Origin of the sequence: Nesterenkonia sandarakina, assembly GCF_013410215.1 — a bacterium.
GTDB lineage: Bacteria > Actinomycetota > Actinomycetes > Actinomycetales > Micrococcaceae > Nesterenkonia > Nesterenkonia sandarakina.
Genome location: NZ_JACCFQ010000001.1, coordinates 232,981 through 249,993 on the forward strand (window position 1 = coordinate 232,981; position 17,013 = coordinate 249,993).

General features: G+C 66.9%; 16 protein-coding genes. 12 read left to right on the top strand and 4 right to left on the bottom strand.

From position 1 onward, the window contains the following. Positions 1-37: 37 nt before the first annotated feature. Both HNR11_RS01055 and HNR11_RS01060 read right to left on the bottom strand, forming a co-directional pair. The gene (locus HNR11_RS01055) at positions 38-1,333 is read right to left on the bottom strand and encodes an ABC transporter permease (protein WP_179440732.1); all 1,296 of its coding nucleotides are present in this window, start codon (positions 1,331-1,333) and stop codon (positions 38-40) included. Beyond that, the gene (locus tag HNR11_RS01060; protein WP_058887358.1) at positions 1,330-2,037 is read right to left on the bottom strand and encodes an ABC transporter ATP-binding protein; all 708 of its coding nucleotides are present in this window, start codon (positions 2,035-2,037) and stop codon (positions 1,330-1,332) included. The genes HNR11_RS01055 and HNR11_RS01060 overlap by 4 nt, the downstream gene beginning before the upstream one ends. 205 nt (positions 2,038-2,242) lie before the next feature. Here HNR11_RS01060 and HNR11_RS01065 point away from each other — a divergent pair, with 205 nt between their 5' ends. The 5 genes from HNR11_RS01065 (at position 2,243) to HNR11_RS01085 (ending at position 8,078) form a co-directional block, all read left to right on the top strand. Beyond that, complete coding sequence (locus HNR11_RS01065; RefSeq protein ID WP_179440733.1) at positions 2,243-3,223, top strand: ABC transporter ATP-binding protein; 981 nt, start codon at positions 2,243-2,245, stop codon at positions 3,221-3,223. After that, complete coding sequence (locus HNR11_RS01070; protein ID WP_246310282.1) at positions 3,213-5,036, top strand: ABC transporter permease; 1,824 nt, start codon at positions 3,213-3,215, stop codon at positions 5,034-5,036. Before HNR11_RS01065 ends, HNR11_RS01070 begins: the two co-directional genes overlap by 11 nt. Before the next feature lie 563 nt (positions 5,037-5,599). After that, complete coding sequence (locus HNR11_RS01075; protein WP_179442794.1) at positions 5,600-6,328, top strand: ABC transporter permease; 729 nt, start codon at positions 5,600-5,602, stop codon at positions 6,326-6,328. Beyond that, the gene (locus tag HNR11_RS01080) at positions 6,325-7,098 is read left to right on the top strand and encodes an ABC transporter permease (protein WP_179440734.1); all 774 of its coding nucleotides are present in this window, start codon (positions 6,325-6,327) and stop codon (positions 7,096-7,098) included. Before HNR11_RS01075 ends, HNR11_RS01080 begins: the two co-directional genes overlap by 4 nt. A gap of 182 nt (positions 7,099-7,280) precedes the next feature. Next, positions 7,281-8,078 (top strand): ABC transporter ATP-binding protein, encoded by a 798-nt coding sequence (locus HNR11_RS01085; protein WP_179442795.1) that lies wholly within the window; start codon positions 7,281-7,283, stop codon positions 8,076-8,078. Positions 8,079-8,175: 97 nt separating this feature from the next. On the opposite strand, the gene HNR11_RS01090 is transcribed toward HNR11_RS01085, so the two are convergent. Next, the gene (locus HNR11_RS01090; RefSeq protein ID WP_179440735.1) at positions 8,176-8,670 is read right to left on the bottom strand and encodes a MarR family winged helix-turn-helix transcriptional regulator; all 495 of its coding nucleotides are present in this window, start codon (positions 8,668-8,670) and stop codon (positions 8,176-8,178) included. Positions 8,671-8,803: 133 nt separating this feature from the next. Here HNR11_RS01090 and HNR11_RS01095 point away from each other — a divergent pair, with 133 nt between their 5' ends. The 7 genes from HNR11_RS01095 to HNR11_RS01125 all read left to right on the top strand — a co-directional run bounded on the left by HNR11_RS01095 (position 8,804) and on the right by HNR11_RS01125 (position 16,242). Next, positions 8,804-9,727 (top strand): SDR family NAD(P)-dependent oxidoreductase, encoded by a 924-nt coding sequence (locus HNR11_RS01095; RefSeq protein ID WP_179440736.1) that lies wholly within the window; start codon positions 8,804-8,806, stop codon positions 9,725-9,727. A 44-nt stretch (positions 9,728-9,771) separates the two neighbouring features. Continuing rightward, entirely contained in the window at positions 9,772-10,725 is a 954-nt protein-coding gene (locus tag HNR11_RS01100; RefSeq protein WP_179440737.1) for an amidohydrolase family protein, read from the top strand. After that, positions 10,718-11,914, top strand: coding sequence for an acyl-CoA dehydrogenase family protein (locus tag HNR11_RS01105; protein WP_179440738.1), 1,197 nt, complete (start codon positions 10,718-10,720; stop codon positions 11,912-11,914). The genes HNR11_RS01100 and HNR11_RS01105 overlap by 8 nt, the downstream gene beginning before the upstream one ends. A gap of 114 nt (positions 11,915-12,028) precedes the next feature. Beyond that, complete coding sequence (locus HNR11_RS01110) at positions 12,029-12,502, top strand: MaoC family dehydratase (protein WP_179440739.1); 474 nt, start codon at positions 12,029-12,031, stop codon at positions 12,500-12,502. A gap of 76 nt (positions 12,503-12,578) precedes the next feature. After that, entirely contained in the window at positions 12,579-13,583 is a 1,005-nt protein-coding gene (locus HNR11_RS01115) for an ABC transporter substrate-binding protein (RefSeq protein WP_179440740.1), read from the top strand. A 104-nt stretch (positions 13,584-13,687) separates the two neighbouring features. After that, positions 13,688-14,689 (top strand): ABC transporter substrate-binding protein, encoded by a 1,002-nt coding sequence (locus HNR11_RS01120; protein WP_179440741.1) that lies wholly within the window; start codon positions 13,688-13,690, stop codon positions 14,687-14,689. After that, positions 14,686-16,242, top strand: a complete 1,557-nt coding sequence (locus HNR11_RS01125) for an acyl-CoA synthetase (protein WP_179440742.1) — start codon at positions 14,686-14,688, stop codon at positions 16,240-16,242. The genes HNR11_RS01120 and HNR11_RS01125 overlap by 4 nt, the downstream gene beginning before the upstream one ends. On the opposite strand, the gene HNR11_RS01130 is transcribed toward HNR11_RS01125, so the two are convergent. Next, a complete protein-coding gene (locus tag HNR11_RS01130) occupies positions 16,239-16,937 on the bottom strand; it encodes a PadR family transcriptional regulator (RefSeq protein WP_343050543.1) in 699 nt (232 codons plus the stop codon). The two genes, HNR11_RS01125 and HNR11_RS01130, sit on opposite strands and share 4 nt — an antisense overlap. Positions 16,938-17,013: the final 76 nt, after the last annotated feature.

Consider the following 17,013-nt stretch of genomic DNA (forward strand, 5'->3'; position numbering starts at 1 on the left):
TGTGTTCACGAATCACTCTAGGCCCCGCGGACCGCGCTCACTCGTAGCGAAGCGCCTCGATCGGGTCCTTCTTCGCGGCTCGTGCCGCCGGCAGCGTTCCGGCGAGGAACGCGATGAACACGATCAGTGCGGTGATCCCCAGGATCGCCAGCGGATCCACGGCGAAGAGCGTCAGTCCCGCCACCGCACCCAGCGGACCGCCTTCTCCGGTGAGCCAGGCGTTGCCGGCCAGGCCGGCGCCGAGTCCGAGCACCACGCCGATGACCGATCCCAGGATCCCGATGACCACGGCCTCCATGGAGAAGAGCCCGAAGACCTTGCCGCTGGACATGCCCAGCGCCTTCATCAGGCCGATCTCTCGGGTGCGTTCCTGGACCGACATCAGCAGCGTGTTCACGATGCCGAAGCTGGCCGCGAGCAGCGCGATCAGTCCGAAGCCGGAGAGCACCCAGGCGACGGCGTCGATCACGCCCTGGACGGCCCCGATCTGATCCTCCACGGTCAGACCCAGCAGGTCCTCCTCGAGCAGCGCGTCCTTGACGCCCTGCTCGTTGGCCTCGATGTCATCGACGTCGAGCACGGCCATGGCGTAGGCGTTCTCTGCCTGGCCCTGGTAGCCCTCCATGGAGAGGTCGTTGAGCTCCTGGTTCAGCTCCCGGGAGGGCATCGGGGTCGCGCCGATCCCGGAGAGCGCCTCCTCGGAGACGCCGACGATCTCGGCCTCCACGGTGGACTGCTGACCGGTGACATCGCTGATCCCGATGCTCACGGTCTCGCCGAGGACCTCTTCCGCGTCCTCGGTGTCGAAGATGCTCAACCAGTCTGCCGGGATGCTGAGCTCCATCCCATCTTCACCGGGGGCCTCCCCGGCCTCGAGCTCGAGCCCCAGCGCGTTGGCCGGGACGTCGAGCTCCATGTCGTACTGAGACCCGTCGGGGGTCTCGATATAGTCCGGCGAGACGAAGACCATCGGGTCCACCGCCGAGACGTTCTCGATCTGCTCGATCGTCTCGATGTCCGAGTCGGTGAGCACACCTCCGCCGGAGCCCGGCCCGAACATGCCGCCGGTGCTGGCCGCGGCCTCCGGGTCATACTCGGCCGGACCATCGGTGGGCTCCGCATCGGAGGCCCCGGTGCTCATCACGAACATCTGCGAGGACCCGCCGAAACCGGCGACCACATTGTCCACGTATTTGTTGACTCCGGCGCCGAGCCCCGAGGTCAGGGTCAGCGTGAAGGAGCCGATCACGATGGCGACCACCGTCAGGGCGGTGCGCAGCTTGGAGCGGAAGGTGTTGCCCAGCGCGGTGCGTGCGACGTCGACTGATCTCATGCGTGCACCCCCGTCGCGCCGTGCTCCTCGGCGTGGATCTCGCCGTCCTGCATCATCAGGCGACGCTGACACTTCCCGGCCAGGTCCTCGTCGTGGGTGACCACGACCAGGGTGATGCCGTGGTCCCGGTGCAGACCGAAGAGGATGTCCTCGACGATCTCTGAGGTGGCGGTGTCCAGGTTGCCGGTGGGCTCATCGGCGAAGAGCACGGTGGGCCGGTTGACCAGGGCGCGCGCGATGCAGGCGCGCTGCTTCTGTCCGCCGGAGAGGTTGGTCGCCTTGTTCTTGGCCTTATCGGCCATATCCAGCTGTTCCAGGACCTCCATCCCGCGGCGGTTGCGCTCAGACTTGCCCACCCCGGCGATCTTCAGCGGCAAGGTGATGTTCTCCAGCACCGTCTGGTTCGGGTTCAGGAAGAACTGCTGGAAGACGAACCCGAAGGTGGCGTTGCGCAGCTGGGAGACCTTCTTGGGCTTCAGCGCGGTGACCGGCTCGCCTCCCAGGGCGACGACGCCGGAGGTCGGCTCGTCGAGCAGCGCCAAGAGGTGCATGAGGGTGGACTTGCCGGAACCTGATTTACCTACGATGGCGACGGACTCGCCCTCATGGATCTCGAAGGTCAGGCCTTTGAGCGCATCAAAACGAGTTGCGCCCTTGCCATAGACCTTGACCAGGTTCTCGGTCTCGAGAACTGGGGTGGACATTGCATACCTTTCATCCTGCGGTGACATCGTGCTCGGTGGGCTGCTGAGGTGCTCCGCAGCCCGAAGATTCGACTACCCGTTCATTCTCCCGGATGAGAGCACCGGGCACATCGGCCCAAAGGATGAGCCTCAGCCTGGCCAGAGCCCCAAGATCAGGCCCATCTGGCTCTCACCAGGGATCATCACCCCGAGTACACTGCAACCCATGCCCGTTGAACATGCGATCCGCGCCACAGGTCTGACCAAACGCTACGGTGATTTCACCGCAGTGGACGGCATCGATTTCACGGTGAACCGAGGTGAGTCCTTCGGCCTGCTCGGACCCAATGGCGCAGGGAAGTCCACGACCATGCGGATGATCGCCGCGGTGGCCTCGCGCAGTGCCGGCACGATGTCTGTGGCCGGACTGGATCCGGAGCAGAACGGACCCGAGGTCCGGGCGCGGCTGGGGGTGATCCCGCAGCAGGACAACCTGGATGAGGAGCTCAGCGTCCGGGAGAACATCATCATGTACGGGCGCTACTTCGGTCTGCCGCGTCGCTGGCTCAACGCCAAGACCGAGGAGCTTCTGGAGTTCGCCCAGCTCAGCCACAAGGCGACCGCCCGGGTGGAGGACCTCTCCGGGGGCATGAAGCGCCGGCTCACCATCGCCCGCGCGCTGGTCAACGAGCCCGAGATCCTGCTCCTGGATGAGCCCACCACCGGCCTGGACCCGCAGGCCCGGCACATCCTCTGGGACCGGCTGTTCCGACTCCGGGAGTCCGGGACCACGCTGGTGCTCACCACCCACCATATGGATGAGGCGGAGCAGCTCTGCGAGCGCCTGATCGTGGTGGATGAAGGCCGCATCATGGCGGAGGGCTCCCCCGCGGGACTGATCCGAGACCACTCCACCCGCGAGGTGCTCGAGCTGCGCTTCGGCATGGACCGCAACCAGGAGCAGGCTCAGCAGCTGACCACGCTGCTCTCCTCCGTCGACGCGGGCTCCCATGGCGCCGCAGCCGGGGACCTCGGCTTCAGCCACGTGGAGGTGCTCCCAGACCGGCTGCTGGTCTACGCCGGCTCCGCCGAGTCTGCGCTGGAGCGCATCCACGCGTCCGGACTGCGTCCGATGACCTCGCTGGTCCGCCGGTCCTCCCTGGAGGACGTCTTCCTGCGACTGACCGGGAGGACCCTTGTCGACTGATCACCTGACCCGGGATCCCGAGCTGAAGGACCCCGTCGGTCCCGCCGCGGACAAGCACACCATGGCCGGGCGGGCACGGCGCTTCGGTGCGCTGCACCAGGCCGAGCGGACGCTGCGCAGCATGCGCGCCTATGGCACCGTGATCCTCTTCTCCTCGGTGAGCCAGCCGATCATGTACATCCTGGCCATGGGGCTCGGACTGGGCATGCTGGTCGGCGAGGGCGGGGACTTCGCGGAATACGGGGCCAGCAGCTACCTGATGTACATCGCACCTGCGATCCTGGCCTCCACCGTCGCCATGGCCGCCGGCATCGAGTTCACCTTCCCGGTGATGGAGGGGTTCAAGTGGCGGCGGCTCTACTACGGCGCCCAGGCCTCCCCGCTGAGCCCGGGCCAGATCGCCTCTGGCCACCTCCTGGCGGTCAGCGTGCGCTTCGGCATCCACGCCGCGATCTTCACCCTGGTGCTCTACCTCTTCGGGGCGATCAGCTCCCCGCTGGGGGTGCTGATGATCGCCAGCGCGATGCTCGGCGGGCTCGCGATCGGGCTGCCGATCATGGCGTATGTCTCCACGCTGCGCGATGAGAAGGGGCAGATGTCCCTGATCCAGCGCTTCGTCATCATGCCGCTCTTCCTCTTCTCCGGCACCTTCTACCCACTGACCAACCTTCCGGCATTCCTGCAGGTCCTGGGCTGGTTCTCCCCCATCTGGCACGCCAATGAGTTGGGCCGGGTGCTCGCCTTCGGCCAGCCCACCCCGGCCTGGCTGATCCTGATCCATGTGCTCTACCTCCTGGGCATCACCGTCGCCGCCTGGCTCGCCACGGTGCGGATCTTCACCCGCCGGCTGGGTCTGGAAGAGTGGCGCGGCCGGACCCCGGGCGCCAAGGCCGATGCCAGACGTCAGGACCGGCTGGCGGTGAAGGACGCGGCCGACGTCGACCGATCGGTCGACACCGGGACAGCCAGCACGCCGGCACGCGCCGAGCTGCCCCGGATCTCGTTCCGCCGCGGGTTCGGCGCGAACTACTACTCCGGGAACATCCGCGCGGTGTTCGGGCGAGGACTCACCGCGATCCGAAACAACCGTGGCGTCATCTTCCTCTCCGGGCTGCTGGAACCGGTGCTGTTCCTGACCTCCTTCGGCCTGGGCATCTCCCCGATGATCGCCGGGGTCGACTCCGAAGCGGTGGGACTCAGCGGCGGGGGGACCATCAGCTACGCGGCATTCATCGCCCCGGCGCTGTTGGCGGTCTCCGCGATGAACGGCGCGATCTTCGACTCCACCTGGAACGTGTTCTTCAAGCTCAAGATCACCAAGCTCTACCGCACCATGATGTCGACATCGCTGGGCCCGGTGGACGTGGCGGTGGGCGAGATCTGCCTGGCGCTCTTCCGCGGCGGACTCTACGCGCTGGGCTTTCTGGGCGTGCTGATGGTCAGCGGCCTGGTGGATCCGCTGGCGGCGGTGCTGATGTGGTGCACCGCGCTCTTCGTCGCACTGGGCTTCGCGTCGATCGGGATGGCGGTGACCTCCTTCATGACCCGGTTCCAGCAGATGGACTGGATGATGATGGTGCTGATGCCGATGTTCCTGTTCTCGGCCACGCTCTTCCCGATCAGCGTCTACCCCGCGGGAGTGCAGGCGTTCATCCAGGCGCTGCCGCTCTGGCACGCGGTGGAGCTGATGCGCGATATCGCGTTCTGGGACTTCAGCGGCCTGACCCTGGTGCACATCGGTTACTACCTGGTGATGATCGTGGCCGGTCTGGCGTTGACCACGTACCGGATGAAGAAGCTCTTCCTGCGCTGACCCCTCCCCGCTTCCTGCGTTGAGGGGCGGTTTCTGCGTGTACTTCAGGCCTTCTGGCCCATGAGATGCCCGCAGAATCCGCCCTTCAACGAGTGTGGGTGAGCGCGTGTCCTTGAATATCTCAATCATTGACTTCTTGAACTATTGGCGGCCGGCCTCTATCCTGAATGAGATGTGTTCTGCATCACAGTGGAGACAACTTCACGGTGGTGATCCGAGCAACCTTGCACAAGGAGTCATAGATGACTGATGAGAGCTCCGGCCTGGGGCCGGTCCCCCGCGGCGAAGCCCCTCACGCCCGCGATGCCGAGATCCACCGGCTGCACCGCTGGGAGGCCTCCGCCGCCACACACCGCAGGGGCGGTGACATCCGCCGGCACACCGACGTCTCCACCTCGGCAGCCCTGGACATCGCCACTCGACCCGACCCCGCAGCGCCGCTGACCTCGGTGGCGCAGAGCGGTGCCACCGGTCGCGCGACGACCTCGGGGCCAGGGCGGGCCCGACGACGACGACGGCGCGGACTCGGCACCAAGGCCCTGGGCGCCGCCGGCGTGGTCGGCATGCTGCTGACCTGGGAGATCGTCCCGCGCACCGGGCTGGTCAATGAGCGGTTCATGCCGCCGGCCTCCGAGGCCATCGGCGGCCTGATCAGCAACTTCGGGCTCACCGACTTCTGGGTCGCGGTCGGCGACACGATGCACGCCTGGGCGCTGGGCATGGTCATCGCGGTGGTCGCAGCCACGGTGCTGGGCTTCGTCATCGGCTCCTCGACGTTCCTGCGCCGCTTCACGAACTCCACCATCGAGTTCCTGCGCCCGGTCCCCTCGGTCGCGCTGATCCCCCTGGCGGTCCTGCTCTTCGGCGTGGGCATCGAGTCCTCCCTGATGCTCATCGTCTACGCCTGCTTCTGGCAGGTCCTGATCCAGGTGCTCTACGGCGTGGCCGATGTGGACTCGGTGGCGATGAACACCGCACGGTCCTACGGGTTGGGACCGATGGCACGGATGCGCCACGTGACCTTTCCGACCGCCCTGCCCTACATCATGACCGGGGTACGTCTGGCGGCGGCCGTGGCGCTGATCCTGGCGGTCACCGCCCAGCTGATCATCGGCACCCCAGGGCTGGGGGCTGAGATCAGCCGAGCCCAGTCCGGAGGCAACTACGTCTCCATGTACGCCCTCGTGCTGGCAACCGGCCTGCTCGGGGTCCTGATCAATCTGGTCATGCGGATGGTCGAGCGCAAGGTCCTCTCCTGGCACTCCTCGGTCCGCACGGAGGTGGCGGCATGACATATATCCGGAGTTTCCTCAATATCGTGGCCCTGCCGCTGATCCTGCTCTTCATCTGGTTCCTCGCCACGCTCGGGGAGGAGAGCTTCTTCGTCCCGACCCCACAGCTGCTGGTCGAGACCTTCATCAACACCTGGACCGTGGACCGCTTCGTCGGCGACGTCTTCCCCTCGCTGGGGCGGCTCATCGTGGGCATCACGCTCTCCATCCTGATCGGGATCATCGGAGGCCTGCTGATCGGCTCCTTCCGCTGGCTGCGGGCCCTGCTGGAGCCCACCCTGGAGTTCTTCCGCGCCATCCCACCTACGGTGCTGATCCCGGTGCTGATGCTCCTGGTCGGCATCGGCGACGAGATGAAGGTCTCGGTGATCGTGCTCGGCGCCGTCTGGCCGATCCTGCTGAACACCATCGAAGGTGTGCGCTCCATGGATGAGGTGCTGGCCGACACCAGCCGGACCTACGGGATGACCAAGATCAACAGCATCCGCTATCTGATCCTGCCCTCGGCCATGCCGCAGATCATGGCCGGGATCCGGCAGTCACTCTCCATCGCGCTGATCCTGATGGTGATCTCGGAGATGTTCGCCTCTACCGAGGGCCTCGGCTTCACCATCGTGCAGTTCCAGCGCTCCTTCGCCATCCCTGAGATGTGGTCCGGGATCGTCCTGCTGGGACTGATCGGCGTGATCCTCTCGTTCGTCTTCCAGCTCGCCGAACGCTGGATCCTGGGCTGGTACCACGGCCTGCGCGAGATCGAACAGGCTGCCTGAGCACCACGCAGCGCAAACACTTCCGCCGGGCACACCCACCCGGCCCCATTGCCAAGAGAAGGGACCCGGAGATGACCTCCGCACACGCACAGCCCAGCAATCCCGTGATCAGCCAGTCCAGGATCCAGGACACCCCCGATGGCCGGATCCCCGTGGGGAAGACCATGCCCGACGAGCAGCCGATGCTCTCGGTGAAGAATCTGAAGAAGGTGTACCACACCGACGGCGGCGACATCGAGGCGGTCAGGAACCTCACCTTTGACCTCCCCAAAGGTCAGCTGGCCTGCCTGGTGGGACCCTCAGGTTCGGGCAAGACCACGCTGCTCAAGTGCATCTCGGGCCTGATGGCGCCCAGCGCCGGGGAGGTCACCCTGCACGGGGAGAAGGTCACCGGGCCGCCGAAGTCCATGGCTGTGGTCTTCCAGGAGTACGGCCGCTCGCTCTTCCCCTGGCTGCGCGTGGCCGAGAACGTGGAGCTTCCGCTGAAGAACCAGGGCATGGACAAGTCCACCCGCAAGGACATGGTCGCCGAGGCGCTGGAGGCCGTGGGGCTCTCCCATGTGCCGAAGTCCTATCCCTGGCAGCTCTCCGGCGGCATGCAGCAGCGCGTGGCCATCGCCCGGGCGGTGGCCTACCAGCCGGAGGTGCTGCTGATGGATGAGCCCTTCGCCGCGGTGGACGCGCAGACCCGCGCCGATCTGGAGGACCTGGTCCGGGGCGTCTGGAAGAAGCTGGGCGTCTCGGTGCTCTTCGTCACCCATGACATCGACGAGTCGGTGTACCTGGGCGAGCGGGTGATCATACTGTCCTCCTCACCGACGATCATCCAGGAAGACGTGCTGGTGGACCTTCCGGCCGAGCGGGATCAGCTCGAGACCCGATCCTCCCAGCGCTTCGCCGAGCTGCGCCACCATGTCTATGAGCAGATTCAGCTCGCCAAGAAGGGGTTCCGGCCCGAGGACGCCGCGGCGATGACCTAGTCACAGCCGAGCGACCCTGGGACCGTGGGGCTCGGCGCAGAGTCTGGGCTCAGCCCCAGGCCCAGGCCCAGGCCCAGCCCCAGCCCCAAACCCAAGCTCAGAAGACGATCTTGGCGAGCAGCTCGCGCAGCTGATCCCGCTCGGCCGGGCTCAGCGCCTGCAGGGTCTGCTCCTCGGCCTCCCGGGTGCGCTCGGTGGCCTGGGCGTAGAGCTCGCGGCCGGTCTCGGTGGCGACCAGGATCTTCGAGCGCCGGTCCCGCGGGTCCGATTCCCGACGGATCGCACCGCGCCCTTCCAGCACGTCGACCAGCGCCACCACCTGACTGGGATCCAGGTCCAGGAATCCACCGAGCTCGCGCTGGGAGGGATTGGTCCCGGAGCATGCCATGGCGAGCACCGAGAAGTGCCGCACCTTCAGGTCCAGATCGGCCAGCAGCTGATTCGCCAGAGCGTTCCCGCGGCCTCTGGCGCGGGCGGTGAGGAACGCGACCTCCCGTGCCAGCGGGGACTGTCGGAAGCGCTCCTCGCTCGTCTCGGGTGTCGCGGACTTCTCGGCTGACGGGGCGGGCGCCGCGGGGGTCGAGGGGGGCATGGATTCTCCTAGCAGCGGGTCCCGCTTCGGGGGTGGAACGGATTGAGAAGACAAATCATTGACTTTCTCAATATTATCAAGTGAGATGTATCACAGTAAGCATAGGCCGTGAGGTCCCACAGAAGGAGAGACTATGTCGTTGCAGGACAAGGTAGCCATCGTGACCGGTTCCGGAGCGGGGCTCGGCCTGGCATATGCCCAGGAGCTCGCCGCCCAGGGCGCCGCCGTCGTCGTCAACGACGTGGACCAGGCCCATGCAGATGCCGCCGTGGCAGCCATCGAGTCCGCCGGCGGGCGTGCCGTGGCCGTGGTGGCCCCGGTGGGCTCCACCGAGACCGCCGAGCAGCTGGTCGAAGCCGCGGTGAGCAGCTTCGGCGGCCTTGACATCCTGGTCACCAACGCCGGGATCCTGCGTGACAAGTCGCTGCTGAAGATGTCAGACGATGACTTCGACGCCGTGATCAACGTCCACCTCAAGGGCACCTTCACCTGTGTGCGGGCCGCGTATAAGCACTTCAAGACCGAGGGTGTGGCCGGACGGATCGTCTGCATCGGCTCCCCCACGGGTCAGCGCGGGAACTACGGACAGACCAACTACGCGGCGGCCAAGGCCGGCATCGTCGGGATGGTGCGCACCTGGGCTTTGGAGATGACACGTGCCGGGGTGAGCGTCAACGCCGTGATCCCGGTGGCGGCCACCGCGATGACCAAGACCGTGCCCTACTTCCAGAAGGCCGTCGAGGCCGACGAGCAGGGTGAGCCCATGCCCGACTTCTTCCGCAAGGGCCTGGGCTTCGGCACCGCCCAGGACGCGGCCGGCGTCGTCGCGTTCCTCTCCTCCGATGCGGTGAACGGCATCACCGGCCAGGTCATCGGCGCCGGCGGAGACCGGCTGCAGGTCTGGAGCCATCCGGAACCGGTGGTTCAGGAATTCCACGACGGCGGCTGGGACTACACCACGCTGCAGACCCAGGGGCGGGAGATCCTCCAGGCGAACCTGCAGTCGGTGGGCGAATCCATGCCGGAGCTCCCCGCCGAGCTGCAGCCCACCAGCTAGTCCACCCGCCCGCTCCACCCGAGCCCAGCAGGAGAGGTTCACCGATGCGCTACCAATCCGCGATCGACGTGCACGCCATCGAGGCCGTGGACACCCACGTCCACCTGGAGATGGACTCGGCAGGACATCGCGCGCTGCCCGAGCTGTTCTTCGAAGCCTCCGCGAAGTACTTCAAGACCGCCGAGCGCACCCCGAGCATCGATCGCATCGCGGAGCTCTACCGGTCCCACCGGATGGCCGCGGTGGTCTTCACCGTGGACGCCCGGACCCAGATGCAGCACGCGCCGAACTCCATCGATGACCTGGTGGCGGGGTGCCTGCGCAACAACGACGTCCTGCTGCCCTTCGGCTCGGTGGACCCGCGCACCGGCCCGGCGGCGCTCATCGAGGCGCGGCGGCAGGCCGAAGAGCTCGGCGTGCGGGGGTTCAAGTTCCATCCCACGGTGCAGGGCTTCGACCCCTCGGATGCGCAGTTCTACCCGCTGTGGGAGACGCTGCAGGAGATCGGGCTGCCGGCGATCTTCCACACCGGGCAGAACGGCATGGGGGCCGGCACGCCGGGCGGGGCTGGGTTGAAGCTGAAGTACTCCAACCCGCTGCTGCTCGACGACGTCGCCGCGGACTTCCCAGGACTGCCGATCATCATGGCGCACCCCTCGGTGCCCTGGCAGGATGAGGCGATCTCGATCGCCACGCATAAGTCCAACGTCTACATCGACCTCTCCGGGTGGTCCCCGAAGTACTTCCCCGAGGTTCTGACCCGCAGCGCGAACAACATCCTCGCCTCGAAGCTGCTCTTCGGCACCGACTACCCGCTGATCACCCCCGAGAAGTGGCTCGGCGCCTTCGCCGAGCTGCCGATCAAGGAGGAGTCCCGGCCCAAGATCCTCAAGCACAACGCCGTGAAGCTGCTGGGACTCGACGCCGGAACGTCCACGGAGCCCGGCAGCCGCGCCGGCTCGGTGGACGCCGCGTCCTCAGGGGTCCACGATGCGTGAACCGGTCACCGGCAGCGTGATCCCCTCGGACCTCTACGGCTTCGCCGAACGGCTCACCCCGGCCGAGCGCGCGGTGATCACCGAGCTGCGCGGGGTGCTCACCGAGAGGGTGCATCCGCACCTGAACGCGGCCTGGGACGAGGCGCGCTTCCCCGAGGAGATCATCGCCCCGCTGCGAGAACTGCACCTGATGGACCCGCCCGCGCTGCGCGAGGCCGGCGAGGGAGTCCGCGAGATCTTCCTGGGCTTCCGAAACTTCGAGCTCACCCGGTGTGACATCAACGTGGCCACCTACTACAACGCCCAGGCCAGCCTGTTCCGCACGGTCTGCACCATGGGCGGCTCCGCCGAGCAGGCCCGTGAGCTCGACGCCAAGATCGCCTCCTATGAACTCACCGGGGTGTTCGGACTGACCGAGCCCGAGCACGGCTCCGACGTCGCCGGAGGCCTGGCCACCGCAGCCACCCAGGACCCGGAGACCGGCGACTGGACCATCGACGGCGCCAAACGCTGGATCGGCGGCGCCACGGCGGCCGACGTCGTCGCCACCTTCGCCCGGGACACCGCAGACGGGCAGGTCAAGTGCTTCCTGGTCCCCACGCATGCCCCGGGGGTCACCATGGAGGTCATCGCTCGCAAGGCCTCGCTGCGGATCATGCAGAACGCCGAGATCACCTACCAAGGGGTCCGGGTCCCGGACAGCGCGCGGCTGCAGCGGATCAACAGCTTCTCCGACGTCGCCGGATGTCTGCGCCGGATGCGCTCCGATGTGGCCTGGATGGCCACCGGGGCGATGGCCGGCGCCTACGAGGCCGCCCTGGCCTACGTCGCGCGCCGTGAGCAGTTCGGCCGCCCGATCGCGGGCTTCCAGCTGATCCAGGAGAAGCTCGCGCTGATGCTGGGCAACCTGACCGCCGCACTGGGGATGGTCGTCCAGCTCACCGAGCAGCAGGCCGCCGGGATCTACCGGGACGAGGACTCGGCGCTGGCCAAGATGTACACCGCGCTGCGGCTGCGCGAGACCGTGGCGCTGGCTCGCGAGGTCTGCGGCGGCAACGGAATCACCCTGGACACCGATGTCGCCCGCTTCCACGCCGACGCCGAGGCCATCTACTCCTACGAGGGCACCCATGAGATCAACGCGCTGATCGTGGGGCGTGCGGTGACCGGAGTAGGAGCGTTCACCTAACCCCTCCCCTGCCCCGCAGATCTCACCGTCGAGATTTCACCTGGGCATACGTCTACCCAGATCCAAATGTGACCCAGAACACACTGGGCATCACGCACCACCTCAAGGAGCAGCATGACCGACACCCACACCGCCCGTACCGTCGTCTCGTTCGAGGACGCCCGCAGCATGGCCGGGACCGACCTGGGCGAGACCGACTGGCGCGAGATCACCCAGGAGATGGTCAACACCTTCGCGGACGCCACCGATGATCACCAGTGGATCCACGTGGACCCGGAACGCGCCAAGGACGGCCCGTTCGGAGCCCCCATCGCCCACGGCTTCCTCACCCTGTCCCTGATCATCCCGTTCTGGGGCGAGCTCTTCGATGTCACCGACGTCAGCACCAAGCTCAACTACGGACTGGACAAGGTCCGGTTCACCGCGCCGGTGACCGTGGGCTCGAAGGTGCGGATGCGCGGGCGCATCAGCGCCGTGGAAGAGGTCAAGGGCGGAGGCCTCCACCTCGTCGTCGACGCGACCTTCGAGGTCGAGGGTCAGGAGCGCCCCGCGGTGGTCGCGACCTTCCTGGCCCGCTTCTACCCCTGATCCACAACCCCCGCAACCGTCACTTCACACCCACTGAGGGCCGCCGTTCTGCGACCCCGCACCTGAAGGAGCACCCATGAAGAAGAACATCGCATCGATCACCGGACTCGCAGCGGTCAGCATCCTGGCTCTGAGCGCCTGCGGCTCCGGCTCCCCCTCCGGCGGGGACGAGGCCGAGAACGGCGCCGAGGCCGGCGGCGGAAACGGCGAGATGACGCAGATCACCGTCGGCGTGCTGCCGATCGCCCCCTCGGTGGGGATCTACTACGGCATCGAGAACGGCGTGTTCGAGGAGCATGGGCTCGACGTCGAGCTCTCCGACTCCAACGCCGGAGCCGCGATGCTGCCCGCCGTGAGCAACCAGCAGCTGCAGTTCGGCATCGGCAACCCGAACTCGGTGCTCAACGCCAACGACCGTGGCCTGGACATGCGGATCATCACCGGATACTCCAACTCGCTGGCCGAAGGCGATGACATCGCCGGCGTCGTCGCCACCGCGGAGAGCGGCATCGAGGACTGGGATGACCTCGAGGGCAACACGGTCTCGGTCAACGCGCTGCAGACCCAGGGCGACCTGACCATCATGGAAGCGGTGGAGCAGGCCGGCGGCGACCCCAGCGCCGTGGAGTTCTCCGAGATGCCGTTCCCCGATATGCAGGCGCAGCTGGAACAGGGCAACACCGACGCCATCTGGGTCCCCGAGCCGTTCCTGAGCAACGCACTGGCCGACGAGGCGAACCAGCTGGTCGGCTATTCCTTCCAGGACTCGATCCCAGGCATGCCGACCATGGTGAGCTTCAGCTCCGGGGAGTACGTGGAGGAGAACCCCGAGGTCGCTCAGGCCTTCAGCGATGCCATGAACGAGTCGCTGCAGATGGCAGAGGAAGACCCCGACGGCGTCCGCGCCCTGCTCCCGGAGTTCATCGACCTGCCCGAGGAGGCGGCCGAGAACCTGCGCATGGAGGAGCTCGACGGTGAGATCCGCACCGAGCAGCTCGAGCAGGCCGGGGAGCTGATGGTGAAGTTCGACTTCATCAGCGATGAGCCCGACACCTCCACGCTGTACTTCGACGGCGAGTAGCCCCACCCACCGCACCGCGCTGGTGGGCGGCAGAATCTGTTCTCCTGCCGCCTGCCACCGCGCCTGCGAGATACCCTGACCCCACCGCACATCGGAGAATCACCATGAAACACCCCTCCCATGGGGCCTTCGCCCTCTGCGCCGTTCTCGCCCTCACCGCCTGCGGCAGCGGCTCACCCTCCGGCGACGCCGACGGCGAGCCCGCCGAGGAGAACGCCGCGGCCGACGGCGAGCTCACCGAGGTTGAGCTCGGCCTGATCCCCATCGTCGATGTCGCTCCGATCTACCTGGGACAGCGAGAAGGCATCTTCGAGGAGCACGGCCTGGACCTGACGCTGACCCTGGCACAGGGCGGCGCCGCGATCATCCCCGCTGTCTCCTCCGGGGATATGGACTTCGGGTTCTCCAATGTGACCTCGCTGCTCATCGCGGCGGACAACGGGCTCCCGCTGCAGACCGTCGCGGCAGGACCGCAGACCACCGGCGATTCCGAGAACGACTTCGGGGCAGTCCTGGTCAAGCCGAATTCCGGCATCGAATCCGCCCAGGACCTCGAGGGCCAGCGGGTGGCGGTGAACACGCTGAACAACATCTCCGACTCGATGATCTCCCAGGGCGTGCTCGAGGCAGGAGGGGACCCCTCCGCCGTGGACTTCGTCGAGGTCGGCTTCCCCGACATGCTCGCCCAGCTGGAAGCCGATAATGTGGACGCCATCTTCGCCGTAGACCCCTTTGCGAGCATGGCCGACGATGAGGGACACGACAGGATCTTCGCTCCCTACGCCGACGTCGTGGAAGACCTGGGCGTGGGCACCTACTTCGCCTCCCAGCAGCTGGTCGATGAGGACCCCGAGCTGGTGGAGAGCTTCCACACCGCGGTGCGGGAGTCCCAGGCCTATGCCGAGGAGAACCCTGAGGCGGTGCGGGAGGTGCTGCTGGAGTACACCAGCATCGATGAATCCATGTTGGAGGAGATCAGCATTCCGGCTTTCCCGGAGGATGTGAACCTGGGTTCCTTGGAGGAGGTCGCGGAGATCTCTGAGCGGCATGGGCTCATCGGCGAGCTCCCCGACGTCGAGGATCTGGTCTGGGAGGGCGCCCGATGAGGAATCACGGACTGGGCGACTGGATCCACCGCCGCCGGGTGCGTTCGGCCGGTCAGACCGCGCTGATCAGTGCGGGTGGCGAACAGACCTATGACCAGCTGGCGCAGCGCATCGACAAGCTCGCCGACGCCCTGGCCGAGCGCGGGATCAGTCCCGGGGACCGAGTGGCGTATCTCGGGGAGAACTCCGCGGCCTTTCTTGAGACGCTCTTCGCCACCGGGAGCCTGGGAGCGGTGTTCGTGCCGCTGAACACGCGACTGGCTCCGCCGGAGATCGCGTTCGCGCTGCAGGACTCCGGGGCCCAGCTGCTCATCGCCTCCACCCCACTGATCCCGTTGGCGGCTCCGGCCTGCCGGGAGACCGGGGTGCAACGCGTGCTGACCGTGGCGGAGGGAGCCGCTGCGGGTGGCGAGCTCGCCGAGTTCCCGGTACCCGTGGAGGATTTCGCGGCGGCCCTGGAGGCAGGCGCGGAGTTCCACCGCGACGTCTCCGTGGAGCTCGACGACCTCGCCGTGATCCTCTACACCTCAGGGACCACCGGCAATCCCAAGGGCGCGATGCTCACGCACGGGAATCTGACCTGGAATGCGATCAACGTGCTCACCGACTTCGACCTCTCCAGCACCGACGTCGCACTGATGATCGCACCGCTCTTCCACGTCGCAGCGCTGGGCCAGGGGGCGCTGCCAGTGCTGCTCAAGGGTGGGAGCATCATCTTGGAGCAGCGCTTCGAACCGGGCCGGGTGCTGGCGCTGATCCAGGAGCACCGGGTCACCAACATCTCCGGGGTGCCCACCACGTTCCAGCTGCTGTGTGAGCATCCGACGTGGCAGGACACAGACATCTCCTCGTTGCGCAACCTCACCTGCGGGGGCTCCGCGGTGCCGCTGCGGGTGCTCGACGCCTACGAGAGCCGTGGACTGGCCTTCACCATGGGCTACGGGATGACCGAGACCTCCCCGGGCGCCACCACGCTGCCCCCGGCGTACTCGCGATCGAAGCAGGGCTCCGGCGGACTCCCGCACTTCCACACCGATGTCCGGGTGGTGGACCCGGCCGATCAGCCCTGCCCGGTGGGCGAGGTCGGTGAGATCCAGGTGCACGGCCCCAACGTGATCGCTGAGTACTGGAACCGACCCGAAGCGACGGCCTCCTCCTTCGTCCAGGAGCCTGATGGCCGCTGGCTCAAGACCGGGGATATGGGGTACTTCGATGAGGACGGCTTCCTCTTCATCTCTGACCGGCTCAAGGACATGATCATCTCCGGTGGAGAGAACATCTACCCGGCGCAGGTGGAGCAGCAGATCGCCGCTCTCGAGGCGGTGGCCGCCGTCGCCGTGATCGGGGTCGAGGATGCCCGCTGGGGCGAGGTCCCGCGTGCGGTGATCGTGGTGCGCGAGGGTCACGAGCTCACCGAGGAGCAGGTGCTGCGTCATCTGGACGGCAAGCTTGCCCGCTACAAGATCCCGAAGTCGGTGGTGTTCGTGGAGTCCATGCCGCGCACCGCCTCGGGCAAGATCCGCAAACCTGACCTGCGCCGGCAGTACGCCTAGGCGGTGGTCGAGGAGCCGGCCTCGGGGGTCTCGCCGGGCGATGCCGCGGGGTTCTCGGCGGGCGATGCCGCCTGCGGGGTCTCCTCGGGCGCTGCCGCGGCGTCGAGCGTTTCCAGCAGCTCCAGGCCCCGGTGCGCCCAGTCCACCTCGGCCTGGGCCTGGCGGATCAGCCCCTCATAGGCGAAGGCCTTGAAGGCGACGATGCGCTCGTGCTGCTCGGCGGGGTAGCGCTCGAGCCGGGCGGCGATCATCGGATGTTCATGGGACTCGATCGCCTGGACCTGGCTGCTCCACTGCGCGATCTGCTCGGTGTAGTGCGCCGCGTGCTGCGTCAAGTGCATGCGCACGCTCGCCGGGTCCGCCCATTCGAAGTACGCGGCCTGCATATGGGCCACATCGCGCCAGGGGGCATATTTCAGCGGAGTGGCCATCCACTCGCGGAACGCCGTCACTCCGGCCTCGGTGATGTAGTAGCGCGTCTTGGTGCCCTTCGGACCCCAGCGTTCCTGGCGTCCCTCCACCAGCGCCTCGGACTCCATCCGGCGCAGCTCGGGATAGATCTGCGAGTCCGGGGCATGCCAGACGTGCCCCACCGAGCCCTCGAACCGCTTGGCGGTCTCGTACCCGGTCAGCGGAGCTGCGGTGAGGATCGCCAGGAGGGCGTAGCGCAGGCTCAAGGCGTGGGGACCTTCCATGATGGGACAGATGCTTGCCCTCCACTATATCCAGAGCTATTGTGTGACTCGGAACACATATAACTATGGAGATAGC

Excerpts from the sequence above, each read along its gene's own strand:
- HNR11_RS01055 (WP_179440732.1), bottom strand. The coding sequence starts at position 1,333 with ATGAGATCAGTCGACGTCGCACGCACCGCGCTGGGCAACACCTTCCGC.
- HNR11_RS01060 (WP_058887358.1), bottom strand. The coding sequence starts at position 2,037 with ATGTCCACCCCAGTTCTCGAGACCGAGAACCTGGTCAAGGTCTATGGC.
- HNR11_RS01065 (WP_179440733.1), top strand. The coding sequence starts at position 2,243 with ATGCCCGTTGAACATGCGATCCGCGCCACAGGTCTGACCAAACGCTAC.
- HNR11_RS01075 (WP_179442794.1), top strand. The coding sequence starts at position 5,600 with ATGCTGCTGACCTGGGAGATCGTCCCGCGCACCGGGCTGGTCAATGAG.
- HNR11_RS01080 (WP_179440734.1), top strand. The coding sequence starts at position 6,325 with ATGACATATATCCGGAGTTTCCTCAATATCGTGGCCCTGCCGCTGATC.
- HNR11_RS01085 (WP_179442795.1), top strand. The coding sequence starts at position 7,281 with ATGCTCTCGGTGAAGAATCTGAAGAAGGTGTACCACACCGACGGCGGC.
- HNR11_RS01090 (WP_179440735.1), bottom strand. The coding sequence starts at position 8,670 with ATGCCCCCCTCGACCCCCGCGGCGCCCGCCCCGTCAGCCGAGAAGTCC.
- HNR11_RS01095 (WP_179440736.1), top strand. The coding sequence starts at position 8,804 with ATGTCGTTGCAGGACAAGGTAGCCATCGTGACCGGTTCCGGAGCGGGG.
- HNR11_RS01100 (WP_179440737.1), top strand. The coding sequence starts at position 9,772 with ATGCGCTACCAATCCGCGATCGACGTGCACGCCATCGAGGCCGTGGAC.
- HNR11_RS01105 (WP_179440738.1), top strand. The coding sequence starts at position 10,718 with ATGCGTGAACCGGTCACCGGCAGCGTGATCCCCTCGGACCTCTACGGC.
- HNR11_RS01110 (WP_179440739.1), top strand. The coding sequence starts at position 12,029 with ATGACCGACACCCACACCGCCCGTACCGTCGTCTCGTTCGAGGACGCC.
- HNR11_RS01115 (WP_179440740.1), top strand. The coding sequence starts at position 12,579 with ATGAAGAAGAACATCGCATCGATCACCGGACTCGCAGCGGTCAGCATC.
- HNR11_RS01120 (WP_179440741.1), top strand. The coding sequence starts at position 13,688 with ATGAAACACCCCTCCCATGGGGCCTTCGCCCTCTGCGCCGTTCTCGCC.
- HNR11_RS01125 (WP_179440742.1), top strand. The coding sequence starts at position 14,686 with ATGAGGAATCACGGACTGGGCGACTGGATCCACCGCCGCCGGGTGCGT.
- HNR11_RS01130 (WP_343050543.1), bottom strand. The coding sequence starts at position 16,937 with ATGGAAGGTCCCCACGCCTTGAGCCTGCGCTACGCCCTCCTGGCGATC.